Genomic DNA, 14,064 nt, shown 5'->3' on the forward strand with positions numbered 1-14,064 from the left:
CGTCTGGAAATCCTGTCCAGACGGCAAAAATGTGATTAGTAACGGAAGCGGGAGACGAGTTGGCGCAATTTGTCACCCGTGCCTGCCAGGGCGCGGGTGGTGGTGCTGGACTCCCCGGACGCCTCGGTCAGCTCGCTGACGATCTGCTGGATGGCCACCAGGTTCTTGTTGATCTCCTCGGAGACCGCGTGCTGCTCCTCGGCGGCCGTGGCGATCTGGATGTTCATGTCGTTGATGGTGCCGACCGCCGCTACCATGCTGTCCAGGGAGCTGGCGATGTGGCTCGCCTCCTGCACCGTCTCCTGGCTGCGTGCCTCGCTGGCCTGCATCACCTCCACCGCCTGCTTCACCCCGCCCTGCAGGCGCTGGAGCATCTCGTTGATCTCCTTGGTGCTCTGCTGGGTACGGCCCGCGAGGGATCGCACTTCATCCGCCACCACCGCAAAGCCGCGCCCCTGCTCGCCCGCCCGGGCCGCCTCGATGGCGGCGTTGAGGGCCAGCAGGTTGGTCTGATCGGCGATGCCGCGAATGACCTCCACCACGGAGCCTATCTTGCCGGTCTCATGGGCGAGCTGCTCGATGACCCCGGCCGCCACATGCACTTCGTCCACCAGCCGGTTGATGCTGCCGATGGCGCTGTTCACCACGCCGCGGGCCGCATCGGACTCGCGGGCCGCATCGCTGGTGGCGCTGGCGGCGTTGGAAGCGCTCGCCGCCACCTCCTGGGCGGTGGAGCTCATCTCGGTCACCGCTGTCACCACCTGATCCGTCTCCTTGCCGTGGCCCTGCATCTGTCTGTCCGCATGCTCGCTCAGGCTATGCAGCCGATCCACGGCCCCCAGCAACTGGTGGCTGGTCTCCCCCACCTGGCTCACCACCGACTGGATCCGCTCGACGAAGCGGTTGAAGGCGGCGGCCAGCTGCCCCACCTCGTCCTTGCTCTGCACCTTGAGGCGCTGGGTCAGATCCCCGTCCCCGTCGGCGATGTCATTGAGTGCGGCAACCGCATCCGCCAGCGGGCGGGTGACCCGGTTGCCGATCACCACGGTGGCCGCCAGGGTCACCCCCAGGATCACCAGGATGAACAGCACCCCGGTTTTCAGGGAGCCATACATGGTCTCCTCCCGCTCGCTGCGCAGGGTGGCCAGCTCATTGTCGATGTCGTCGATGTAGAAGCCCGTGCCCACGACCCACTGATACTTGTCGAGCACCAGGTTGAAGGAGAGCTTGGGGGCATCCCGCCCGATAGAGGGCTTGTTGGTCCAGTACTCCGAGAAGCCATCTCCTTCCCGCGCCGACTTGATGATCCCCTGAATGAGGAAGGCACCCTTGGTATCCTTGTCCTGCCAGCGGTTCTTCCCCTCCATCTCGGGCCGGGTCGGCAGCAGTACGGTATTGCCCTGATAGTCGTAGACAAAGAAGTAGCCGTCGCTGCCATAGCGCAGCGGCCGCAATATCTCCTTCACCTGCTGGCGCACTTCGGGGCTGTCAGGCTTGCCGTAGCTGCCCTCGATGGCCGTCTTGGCCAGCATCAGATAACTGCTGAGCAGCGCCTTGCGCTCCTTGATTGCCCTCTCCCGCGCCACCACCAGATCCGATTCCAGATCGCTCCTGGCCACCAGGTAGTTGCTGAGATTGACCACCAGGGCCATCAGCAGCACGGGGATGGCCCCCAGTAACAGGATCTTCTGCTTAAGTGTCATTGTGTCACCCTTTGTGCTGTGTTCATTGCTGCATGATGTCTGCCTAAACGGCATGGGAAGCTGGCCGAAAGGGAAGTGCGTTCGCTACAATCCCGCCACCTTTAATTATCGACCAGATGAGCTGACTCATGAACCTATGTCCTTGCGGTTCCTCTCTTTTTCTTGCCAAGTGCTGCGGTGTACTCCACGCAGGCCAGCCCGCCGCCACCCCGGAGCAGCTGATGCGATCCCGCTACAGCGCCTTCGTGCTGGGATTGGGAGAATATCTGGTACACAGCTGGCACCCGGACTATCTGAACGGGCTGACCGCGGCCGACCTCTCATCGGCCGACACCCGCTGGGATGGCCTCGAGATCCTCGCCAGCCAGGGCGGCCCCGATGACATCCTCGGCATGGTGGAATTCAAAGCCTGGTTCCTTGAGGGGGACGAACGTCACTGCCTTCATGAGCGCTCCCGCTTCGTGCGCCATCAGGGGCGCTGGGTCTACACCGACGGCGAGCAGGATCCGGCGCCGCTGCGGGTCGGGCGAAACGACCCCTGCCCCTGTGGCAGCGGCAAGAAGTTCAAGAAGTGCTGCGGCTGAGGTTTCCCCCACGCCGCCCTCTGGCCAGCCCCCGGGCTGGCCTTCTCCCCTCCCGTCATGCTTTCCCCTGCCCGCCTCGACGGTGACGTGAGGTTCATCACATTTCGCTCATCACCTCACACTTAATGAGCGTTTACGAACATTAATTTGGCCCATATCAAACATTTTACGTCGTGGAGGCGCCACACTGGCCTCATCTGGAAGAGATGAGACGGGCACGAATGAAAAGAATCACCACACAAGTCGTCATCATAGGGGGGGGCGCCACCGGCGCCGGCATCATGCGCGATTGCGCGCTGCGCGGCATCGACTGCATCCTGCTTGAGCGGGACGACATCGCCGCCGGCACCACGGGCCGTAACCATGGCCTGCTCCACTCCGGCGCCCGCTACGCGGTGACGGATCAGGAGTCCGCCCGCGAATGCATTCAGGAGAACCGCATCCTCAAGAGGATCGCCAGCCACTGCGTCGAGGACACCGGCGGCCTCTTCATCACCCTGCCGGAAGATGACATCCATTTTCAAAATACCTTCATGGACGCCTGCGCCCTGGCAGGCATCGACGCCCGCCAGCTGGATCCCGCCGAGGCGCTGCGCCTTGAACCCAACGTCAACCCGGCGCTGATCGGTGCCATCCAGGTGCCGGACGGCACGGTCGACCCCTTCCGCCTGGCCGCTGCCAACGTGCTGGACGCCAAGGAGCACGGCGCCCGCATCTTCACTCACAGCAAGGTGCTGGGGCTTTTGCGCACCCAGGATAGGGTGCACGGGGTCAAGGCCATCAACACCCGCACCGGCGAAGCGTTCGAGGTGGAGTGCCAGGAGGTGATCAACGCCGCCGGCATCTGGGGCCAGCAGATCTGCGAGTATGCCGACCTCGGCATCCGCATGTTCCCCGCCAAGGGCTCATTGCTCATCATGGATTACCGCCTCAACCAGCTGGTGCTCAACCGCTGCCGCAAACCGGCGGACGCGGACATCCTGGTGCCGGGCGATACCATCTCCCTCATTGGCACCACGTCGAGCCGTATCGATTACCACAAGATTGACCAGCTCACCGTCGAGCCCGAAGAGGTGGAGGTGCTGCTGCGCGAGGGGATCAAGCTCGCCCCCATCATGGCCCGCACCCGATTGCTGCGGGCCTACGCCGGCGTTCGCCCCCTGGTGGCGGTGGATGGCGACGAGTCCGGCCGCAACATCAGCCGTGGCATCGTGCTGCTGGATCACGCCGAGCGAGATGGCCTCCAGGGTTTCAACACCATCACCGGCGGCAAGCTGATGACCTACCGGCTGATGGCCGAATGGGCCACCGACTTGCTTGCCAAAAAGCTTGGCAACAGCAAGCCCTGCCGCACCGCCGAGCTGAGCCTGCCCGGCTCGCGGGATCCGGAGAAGGTCTCCGCCCCCGGTCTCTCGGTACCCGCCGAAGGCTCGGCCCAGTACCGCCACGGCGAGCGGGTCATCGCCTTTTTCCGCGACAACCCCAAGGCCAACGCCCTCATCTGCGAGTGCGAGATGGTCACCGCGGGCGAGATTGAATATGCCCTGCGGGAGCTCGACGTGGACAACCTGGTGGACTTGCGCCGCCGCACCCGCCTCGGCATGGGCCCCTGTCAGGGGGAGCTGTGCGCCTATCGCGCCGCCGGCCTGATGCAGGAGTACGGCAAGGCGGACGGTCGTCAGGCCTGCGTCATGCTGCGCCAGTTCCTGGAGGAGCGCTACAAGGGCACCCGGCCGGTGCTGTGGGGCGATGCCCTGCGGGAAGCCGAATTTACCTACTGGATCTATGAAGGGCTGTTCGGCCTTGGTGAGTGGACGGCCCCCCACCTGGTGAGCGAGCCCCCCTTCCCGCTCGATGCCAGCACCGCCAATTCCACCAAGGAGCGCAGCCATGAAATTTGACAGCATCGTGATCGGCGGCGGCATGGCGGGCCTCTCCGCAGCCCTGCGCCTCGCCGAGGCGGGCCAGAAGACCCTGCTGATGGCCTCCGGCCAGAGCGCCCTGCACTTCTCCTCCGGCTCGGTGGATCTGCTGGAGAGCGACGGGGATCCCCGCGCCGCCCTGCCCGCCTTCATGGCGGCCCATCCGGATCACCCTTACAGCAAGGTGGGGATGCAGAATATCGAGGGGAGTCTGGCCGACCTGCAACGCCACTGCGCAGAAGAGGGGCTACCCTTGATGCGCCAGGAGCACAACCACCAGCGGCTGACCCCCATCGGCACCCTGAAATCCACCTGGCTCTCCCCCGACACTTGCGCCTGCATGACCGATGCCCCCGCCCCGGACGCCATCCTGCTCGCCACCCTGGAAGGGTTTCGCGATTTTCACCCGGCGCTCGCGGCGGCGAATCTCGCGATCCACGCCCGTTTTGCCCACAGCCGCATCCTGACCGGGGAAATTCGCCTGCCCCAGCTCGCCCAGTTCAGCCGCAATCCCCACGAGTTTCGCTCCGCCGACATCGCCCGCCTGTTCGACAAGCAGGGGCCTGGCCAGCAGGACCTGCTGGCGGATCTGGCCCGCGAGATCAGCCGCATGGTGCAGGGATGCGGTATGCCCGGCTGTCGCCATATCGTGCTGCCCGCCTGCCTGTCGCTGGGGCTGGTCGGCCCGCGTCTGAGCGAGCTGGAACGGCGCACCGGCTGCACCATCAAGGAGGTGGCCACCATGCCGCCGTCCCTCATCGGCATGCGGATGCAGGAGGCCCTCAAGCGCCGCTTCATGGCCCTTGGCGGCACCTTCCTCACCAGCGAGCGGGTGCTGGGCGCTCGCTATGACGGCGACAAGGTGATCGGGGTGCACAGCCAGCACGGGGAGGATCAGCTGTTCGAGGCGGACCACTTCGTGCTCGCCTCCGGCAGCTTCTTCAGCCGCGGACTGGAGTCGCGCCTCGGGGGCATTCGTGAACCCATCTTCGATGCCGACGTACTGAGCCTTGCCGAGCGCGACGCCTGGGCCGGCCGCCGCCTGTTCGACCACCACCCCTTCATGGGCTTCGGGGTCAAGACCGACGAGCGGCTGCGGGTGCTGCGCGGCGGCAGGCCCCTCACCAACCTTTACGGCGCGGGCAGCGTGCTGGCGCACTATGACCCCAATAAAGAAGGTTCCGGCTCCGGCGTGGCCGTTGCCACCGGCTGGCAAGCCGCTGGCCATATTCTGGCGGAGGGCTGAGATGAATCACATATTCCCACTCCAACGACACGGCGTGCTGGCCCACGACGATGCCCAATCCAAAGAGGGCTCTGGCTCAAGTGTCGCGGTCGCCACCGGCTGGCAGGCCGCCGGTCACATTTTGAGTTCAGCCCGATGATGATTTCGCCCCATATCCCGTGCCTTCACACCCAACGGGAGGAGAACTGACATGCTACTGGATCATGCCAACCAGACTTTCGATCAGTGCATCAAATGCACCGTCTGTACCGCCTACTGCCCGGTGGCCAAGGCCAACCCGGCCTACCCCGGCCCCAAGCAGGCGGGCCCGGATGGGGAGCGGCTGCGCATCAAGAGTCCCGAGCTCTTTGACAGCGCCCTCAAATACTGCACCAACTGCAAGCGCTGCGAAGTGGCCTGCCCGAGCGGGGTGCGCATCGGCGACATCATCGCCAAGGCCAAGCACCAGTACAGCGGCTTCAAACCGGGGATCCGCGAGTTCGTGCTCTCCCACACGGATCTGATGGGCAGCATGTCCACCCTGATGGCCCCGGTGGTCAACTTCACCACCGGCCTCAAGCCGATGAAGCAGGTGCTGGACAAGGCGCTGGGGGTCTCCTCCCACCGGGACTTGCCCAAATACTCCCAGGGTACCTTCCGCGGCTGGTACAAGAAGCAGAAAGCGACTCAGGCCCGCTTTGCGCGCCAGATCGCCTACTTCCACGGCTGCTACGTCAACTACAACCACCCGCAACTCGGCAAGGAGCTGGTGCAGGTGCTCAACGCCATGAACATCGGCGTCCAGTTGCTGGAGCGGGAGAAGTGCTGCGGCGTGCCGCTGATTGCCAACGGCTTCATGGACAAGGCCAAGCAGCAGGCGGCCTTCAACATCAAACAGCTGGAGAACACCCTGCTCGGCAACGAGATGCCGCTGCTGGCCACCTCCTCCACCTGCGGCTTCACCCTGCGGGACGAATATCCCCACCTGCTGGAGCAGGACAACCACAAGGTGCGCGATCGCATCTCGCTGGTGACCCGCTTCCTGTGGAACGAGTTCGATCGGGGCAACAAACCGGCCATGAAGCCCCTCAATCTGCACATCGCCTACCACACCCCCTGCCACCTGGAGAAGATGGGGGGCGTCATCTACACCCTCGAGCTGCTGCGGGCCATCCCCGGCGTCAAGGTGACGGTGCTGGACTCCCAGTGCTGCGGCATCGCCGGCACCTACGGCTTCAAGTCCGAGAACTACGACACCAGCCAGGCCATCGGTCAGGGGCTGTTTGATCAGATAAACCGGCTCAAACCCGATCTGGTCATCACCGACTGCGAGACCTGCAAGTGGCAGATCGAGATGAGCACGTCGTTTCGCTGCGAACACCCGGTGCACCTGCTGGCACGGGCGCTGGCCTGACCGCCATCCCCCCGGTCCGCCCATCATCACGGGCACCGGCTTGGAAGCGACACACCCCGGTCAATGTCAGCTCCCCCTCTGGCCGGCATTGACCGGGATCGGCGCGGCAAGGCCCGGGCGGCGAATTCCTTTGGTTGTTTGAACCACCCACACAGTGAAAAGCAGCAACAACACCCACTCTGTTAAAAACCATATCCCATTACCACCACCAGGAAATATCAAGCCAGCATATTCAGCCAAAAAAAGAGCCGGCATTCGCCGGCTCTTTGCATCATCTCACCCCATCAGGGGTGCTGGATGATCAGGCTGTGCTGATCCAGCATGGATTGCAGGATGTCGTGAGAGGAGGAACCGCTCAGGTTCCAGCCACTCAGATCCACGTCCTTCAGGGTGATCTGCTGGGTGACATTGCCATCCCCCGCCGGGGAGACCGACAGGCTCACGTCACTCAGGCCATTGCCGGTGCTGGTCACCGATGCCTGGAGATGACCCAGCAGGCCATCCACGCTGTTGTCGGTCACCCCCTTGAGCAGGTCCGCCAGATCGATCCTGTCCCCCTCCTGGGGACGGAAGTCGGTGATGGTGTCTATCGCCGGAGAGGCCGTCGTCCCCTCGTCGCCACTGCCCCACACGAAGAGATCGCTGCCGGCGCCACCGGTCAGGATGTCGTTGCCCTGACCGCCCCGCAGCACATCATCTCCCATGCCGCCCAGGAGGCGATCATTGCCGGAGGAGCCGAACAGCCAGTCCCCCTGATCCGAGCCCAGCAGATCGTGACCGCTCTGGCTGTGGATGGTGATGGTCTCCGTGGCCGAGCTCAGGGTGCCGCCACCCAGGCTGGATTCGGCACTCAGGGTGAGGGCATGATCCCCCGCCGGCAGATCCTTGAGGTAGATGGGCACGGACTGGTCCATCGGCAGCAACCAGTCGTTGCCATCCGCGTGGCCGACGCTCTGGCCGTGCTCGTCCACCACCTGGGCGCTGCCGAGGTTCTGGATCCGCACCGACAGCTCACCCGGGGCCGGATTGACCACGCTGGCGCTGAGGTTGAGCGGCACCCAGGCCCCTTGCAACGCAAGGATATCGTGGGTGCCGACCCCCAATTGGGGATCGTCCGGCTCGGCCGTCACCTGGATGGCAATCTGGGCGCTGTTGGTCAGGACGCCACCGGCACCGGTATTGCCCTGATCCGAGGTGGTGATGCTCAGGTTGTCCTGACCCCAGAAGTCCCTGGCTGGCTCGTAGTGCAGGTTGCCTGCCAACAGACCGTTGAGATCATCAAGCGACCCGACCAGGGTCACCACGCTGGTCCCCGCCCCCTGCACCGAGACGGCCCCTGCCGCCCCCAGCAGGGTCAGCACACCGTGCTCCACCCGCAGCACCATGGAGATGGGCGCACTGCCCGCATCCACGTCCTTCACGCTGATCCCGGTGAGCGACAGGGAGCCATCCTCTTTCACCTGCAATGAGCCCGGCACCTGGGTGACAGGGGCATCATTGACTGGCTCAACCTCGATGGGCAGCACGTCGGTATCGCTCAGGGGGCCACCGCTGCCGGTGTTGCCAAGATCATTGGTCACCATGGTCAGGGCATCCTGGCCATTGAAGTCCTGCTCGCCCTGATAGGTCACGCCCCCTGCGAGCAAGGCATTGATGGCATCCTGGGAACCGCTCAGCACCAGGGTGTTGCTGCCGCTGCCGCTCACCGTCACGCCACTGCCCGCCGCCAGTTCCAGGGTACCGTGCAGCACGGAGAGGGTGACAGAGAGGGGGCTGTTGCCCGCATCCACATCGCTCACCTGCAGCCCGTGAATGGTGAAGGGCTGATCTTCCTGCGCCACCTGGGGCGTCGTTGGCAGCTGGTTGACGGGGGCATCGTTGACCGGTTGTACCAGGATGGGCAGCACATCGGTGTCACTCAGGGCGCCACCGCTGCCGGTATTGCCCCTATCGTCCGTCACCATGGTCAAGGCGTCATTGCCATGGAAGTCCGGGTCGCCCTGATAGGTGACGCCGCCCGAGAGCAGGGCATTGAGATCCGCCAGCGTGCCGGTCAGCACCACATCGCCGGTACCGTTGCCGGTCAGCACCACATCGCCGGTACCGTTGCCGGTCAGGGTCACGCCGCTCCCGGCCGGCAGGGTCAGGGTGCCGTGCTCCACCGAGAGGCGAACTTCCATGATGCCGTTGCCCGCATCCACGTCCTTGACCTGCAGACCCTGGATGACGAACGGCTCGTCCTCCTGGGCCACCTGGGGATCATCGGGCAGCACGTTGACGGGGGCGTCGTTGACCGGGCTCACATCGAGATGGATGGTGCCGTTCACTTCGGGGCCGAGGGCACCGTTGTCCAGGCTCTGGGCCGTCACCTTGATCGCCATGGCGCCGTTGGCGTCGTTGGTCACGAGCTCCACCGCGTCGAGCTTGCCCCCATCCGTGGTGACCTGCCAGCGGCCACCGCCGAGATCCACTACGGTGCCGCTCACCCCGCTCGGCAGGCGGATTTCTGCCCCGTCCGGCACCCCTTCCAGGGTGACGCGCACCTGCTCGGGCCCGTTCTCGTGCACATTGCCGGCATTGCCGCCGGTAGCCTGGGTATCCCGGGTCTCCACCCCCAGGTTCAGGGTGATCACATCCCCTTCGGTGCCGCTCGCCTGCTCCTGCATGTCGGTGATGACCGCATCCCCCACCGGATTGACGGTGACGGTGAAGCCCGCACTGGTTTCAAGGGGCAGGGTCAGCCCCTTGTCCAGGGTGAAGGCGCTCAGGGTCAGATCCACGGTGCCGCTGAAGTCCGCAGGCGGGATCAGGGTCAGCTTGGAGAAGTCGGTGCCCACAGGCACCTGCCACACCCCACCGCCGTTGTTGACCGCCGGGGCGGACAGGGTGAAGCCATCCGGCACCCCCTTGATCTGCAGCCCGACGATCTGCTCGGAGCCATCGTTGTCGATGAGGCTGGCCCCCAGCCCCCCCAGGCTCACGCTGCCATCTTCCTGGCCCGTGACGTTCTGGACCGTGAGGTTGGCCGGATCGTTGACCGGCAGCACCTCGAAGCTCACGTTGCCGCTCCAGCTCCCCCGATCCGTGCCCGTGGTGGCGGTGTCGAGGATATCGACCTTCACATCGAGCGGCACATGGCCACTGAAGTGCTGCTTGGGCACGAACACCAGATCCTTGAGATCAGCCGGGTCGTTCACCGTGAGGGTGGAGACCGGCTGGCCGTTCTTGTCGAGGAAGTGACCATATTGGGGATCCACGGTCACGACCACCTGCTCCACGGTCTCGAAACCGCCATCGGCCACCGAGGGGCTGATGTCGGCGAGCTTGACCGAGAGATCGAGATGAATGTCGGTGTCTTCCAGGTTGTCAGGCTGGCCGTCGCCGTTTACGTCCTTCACGTTCAGTTGCAGCTCCGGCAGGCCGTCCGCCCCGCCGTTGATGTCCACCTCCGGGGTGATGGAGAGGGTGACGTCCTTCTCCACCATCTTGGTGTCACCGCTCACGGTGTCGGTGTTGACCAGGCGCACATTGAAGTGCAGGCCGTCACCGGCATAGTCTTGCGGCAGGGTCAGGGTCAGGCGGTCGAGATCATCGAGGCCGCCCGGCAGCTTGATGAGGTACTCGCCGTTGACGAAGTCATAGGTGAGCCCCTGTACGTTGACGCCCGGAGGGAGACCAGTGATGACGATGCTGAGCTCATCGTCCCCGATGTCCGCTGTGCCCAGGGTCACCATCTGCTTGAGCTGGCTGCCGAAGTTGACGCCGTGATCCTCCACCCCGGTGATGGGGGTACTGTTGTCAAAATCGACATCGGCGGCCACCTGACCCGAGTGGGTCGCGCCATGGAAGTCGGCGCTGGCGGTGATCTCCCGATAGGCCGGGGCGCTCACATCCCCCTCGTTGTTGTCACCAAGGTCGACCACCCTGGCGCTCACCTTGAAGGTGACGGTGCCGGTGAAGCCATCCGGCGAGCGCAAGGCATAACTGCCGAGGGCGTCGTGGGGCACCGTCCAGTTGCCCTTGCCATCGTTGATGCCGCCCACCACCACGAAGCCGGGGGGCAGATCGCTGATCACCAGGTAGTCGATGACCTCATCGCTGCTGGGGTCCAGATCCTCGAACACGAAGACGCCGTCCAGCGGGATGTCGTGCCCGTCCGGGCTCTCCAGCTGACCAGTCTGCACCAGGTTGCCATCAGGCTCCACCACCGCCTGGATATCCACATGCAAGGTGCCGTCGATCACCTTCTGGGCAGTGGCGCTGGAGTCCACATCCACTTGTGTCACCGTGACATGGCTCTGGAGGGTGGTGTCCCTGTCGCTGTCTTCGGGCCCTTTCACCAGCAGCTGGCCACCGCCGAGCAGGCTTTGCAGCTCGGCGTCGCTCAAGTCCACGGCGCCACCGCTCACGGTCAGCTGGGTCTCGACCCCACCCACGCGGATCCAGACTTCATACCCGGGTTCGATACCGGAAAGGCTGAGGTGGGTCACCTTCTCGGCGCCGTCGGTCAGGTCAGGCTGCCAGTCGAGGACGGTGAACTGATCCTCCAGGCCATGGCTGGTCTTGGCATAGTCGGTGGCGTCGATGGCCGGCTCCACCTTGATGGTGAGGGGCACGTCGAAACTCTTGTGGTCGCCGTCATTTTCGGTCACCACCACGTGGCCGACCAGGTGCAGATCGGCGGTGCTGTTGGGGGGCGGCTGGATCTGCAGGTTGCCAAGGCTGGTCACATCCACCTGATAGAGGGGATTGCCCTTGCCATCGAGCCCGGCGAAGGTCAGGGTCAGCTCCTTGCCACTGCCGTCGAATACCTTGGCCCCTTCCGGCAGCCCTTCCAGCACCAGGTTAAGGGTTTCCGAGTGATCGAGCGGGGTATCCGTCCACTCCCCCGAGGTGAGCTTGAAGTCAAGGGGCGCCCGGCCATCCTCCTGGATGGTGATGCTGTAGCCGTTGCCATCCTGGGTCCAGTCGGTGGTATTGAGATCGAAATGGGGTTCATCCACCACCCCCACCAGATCCACGTGCAGGCTCTGGCTGCCGGTCTCCTTCTCGTTCACCACGGTGTGGGTCTGGCCGCTGGCATCGGTCAGGATGGCGGTGTCCTTCACCACCCCCTTGATGGTGAGATCGAAATCGACGTTGCTGTTTTTGGGCGGCTGCAACTTGAGGTCATTGATGCGGCCATAGGGCACCTCGTAATAGCCGTTGGCATCCAGGGTGACCGCCACTCCACCCAGCAGCAGGGTGGCACCGGCGGGCAGGCCGCTGATGCGCACGAACAGCTGCTCGGAGCCATCTGTGGTGTCTCCCAGATGGGCGAGCCCAATCTTGCTGCCCAGATCGATCAGGGTATCTTCCTTGCCCTGGATCTCGCGCACCGTCAGCTTGGCGTCGTCCGCCAGCGGGTTCACGTTGACAATCACCTCCAGCGGATCGCCGAGGGCCGTCTCCTTGCCGGTCACCACCGGGGTCTTCTCGGTGCTGACCGGGGTCACAATGAGCTTGATGTCACCGCTGTAGTCCTTGCCGGGCACCACCGTCACCTTGTTGATGTCGCCACCGGCCACCGTATAGAGGCCGTTCGCCCCCGGGGTGAGCACCTTGCCGTTCAGGGTCAGCGTGCCCTGGCCGGACGCCCATTTGATCTGGTAGCTCAGGGTCTCGGAGCCGTCCGTATCGGTGAGACCCGCCTTGACGTTGAGGGCGATGCCGCTGCTGTCCTCGTCCGTGGTGTAGTGCTGGTGCGTGCTGCCCGCATCCCACAGGGGTTTGTCGGCAATGCCCTGCACCGTGATGTCCAGATTGCCGGTCAGCACCGGGGGCTTGCTCCCCTCGGTGACCCCCACCTGCAACTGCACCGGGAAGCGCAGCGCAGCACCTCCGTTGTTGTAGCTCGAGTAGTCGTGGTTCGGCACAAAAGTGACACCGGTGAGCTGGAACTTGTCATCGGTGTTGGCCACCGCCACCATGGCCGCCGGCGGCACCTCATACCAGGTCTTGCCCCCCTGGGTGATGGTGGTCAGTGCGACGCCGTTGAAATAGAAGGTGCCCTGGGCGTTGGCTGGCGCCTGGATAAGCAACTGCTCCACATGCTCGCCCCGATCGAAATCCCCCACATCCAGGTTCATGGTGATGGGGATCCCCTGGCCCGGATCGCTCGCCCCCGCATCCTCCTGGCCAGTGACTGCGCTCACGGTGAGCTTGCCAGCCTCGTCCCGGATGGTCAGGGTCAGAAGACCGTCGTCGGTATCTCCGTCGCCATCCACAAGGTGGAAGCCTATCTGCTGTACCAGGGTGCTGTTGCTGTGATCGATGCCCGATTTGGCGGTGAAGCTGTAGTCACCCTCGGCATTGATCACCAGGGTGCCGATGATCTGCCCCGTGCCGTCTGTCAACGAGATGGTGGTGTTGCCCGTGGCGGCGATGGGGTGCTCGGTGCCATTGATGGTCACCGCTCTCACCACCGCATCATCCGCCCCCTCGCTGGCAGTGGCCAGCAGATCGCCGGTCACTTTCGCCCCTTCATTCAGGGTCTTGCCGGCATCGACGGCCACCGGCACGTCGTCCTGCACGCTCACATGACCGATCACTTCGGCGCTCAGATCCCCGTCACTGTCCCGTGCCTGCAATGGCAGCTGGATATCCAGCAGATCCTTGCCCTGGACGCTGTGATCCAGATTGCCGGTCAGCTCGAAGGTGTAGCGGCCGGAGACATCCAGGGTCAGCTTGAAGATGAGCTTGCCTGCGCTGTCCTTGCCAAGGTAGACACCCGGCTGGCTGTCTGCCCCAATGGTGACCGCCTTGCCCCCCGACGTCAGGGTATTGAGGGCGTTGAAGCGGGCTACATCCAGTTGCAGGGAAACCACCCGGTCACTCCCGGCGGCGATCGTCACCTGGCCGATGGCAACCTCTCCCGTGCCTGACGGGCTGGTGCCCCCATGCTGGCCACTGCCCCCGTTGAGGTCCGACTCCTTGACGGTCACCCCCTCGATGGCTGTGATCACGGGATCCGCCGCATCGGTGATCACCGCAGTGGTGCTGCCGGTGATCACACTGCCATCGCTGTCAGTCACCTTCACCGGCAGGCTCAGGTTGAGCTTGTCGTCGGCACCGTGATCCAGGTTGGTGTGTACCGTCACCTGGTAATCGAGGGTTGCCTGGGTGTGGGCTTCGATGCGCCCCGGCACGCTCGGCAGGGTCACCGTCAGCACCAGGG

6 protein-coding genes are annotated in these 14,064 nt (G+C 64.4%); 4 read left to right on the plus strand and 2 right to left on the minus strand.

The window, feature by feature from the left end; genetic code table 11:
• Positions 1 to 35: 35 nt before the first annotated feature.
• Complete coding sequence (locus BGO64_RS09980) at positions 36 to 1,703, minus strand: methyl-accepting chemotaxis protein (protein WP_010674921.1); 1,668 nt, start codon at positions 1,701 to 1,703, stop codon at positions 36 to 38.
• Positions 1,704 to 1,831: 128 nt separating this feature from the next.
• Between BGO64_RS09980 and BGO64_RS09985 the strand changes: the two genes are divergently transcribed.
• The 4 genes from BGO64_RS09985 (at position 1,832) to glpC (ending at position 6,848) form a co-directional block, all read left to right on the plus strand.
• A complete protein-coding gene (locus tag BGO64_RS09985) occupies positions 1,832 to 2,287 on the plus strand; it encodes a YchJ family protein (protein WP_286700607.1) in 456 nt (151 codons plus the stop codon).
• Positions 2,288 to 2,508: 221 nt separating this feature from the next.
• Entirely contained in the window at positions 2,509 to 4,188 is a 1,680-nt protein-coding gene (glpA, locus tag BGO64_RS09990) for an anaerobic glycerol-3-phosphate dehydrogenase subunit A (RefSeq protein WP_041215061.1), read from the plus strand.
• Positions 4,178 to 5,455, plus strand: a complete 1,278-nt coding sequence (gene glpB / locus BGO64_RS09995; RefSeq protein WP_286700608.1) for a glycerol-3-phosphate dehydrogenase subunit GlpB — start codon at positions 4,178 to 4,180, stop codon at positions 5,453 to 5,455. Before glpA ends, glpB begins: the two co-directional genes overlap by 11 nt.
• A 190-nt stretch (positions 5,456 to 5,645) precedes the next feature.
• The gene (glpC, locus tag BGO64_RS10000; protein WP_286700609.1) at positions 5,646 to 6,848 is read left to right on the plus strand and encodes an anaerobic glycerol-3-phosphate dehydrogenase subunit GlpC; all 1,203 of its coding nucleotides are present in this window, start codon (positions 5,646 to 5,648) and stop codon (positions 6,846 to 6,848) included.
• 284 nt (positions 6,849 to 7,132) lie between these two features.
• Here the strand turns inward: glpC and BGO64_RS10005 are convergent.
• Positions 7,133 to 14,064 (minus strand): T1SS-143 repeat domain-containing protein (locus BGO64_RS10005; protein ID WP_502686717.1); only part of this gene is annotated, 6,932 nt, incomplete at its 5' end.

Source organism: Aeromonas sp. 62-46, from assembly GCF_001898585.1.
GTDB classification, from domain to species: domain Bacteria; phylum Pseudomonadota; class Gammaproteobacteria; order Enterobacterales; family Aeromonadaceae; genus Aeromonas; species Aeromonas caviae.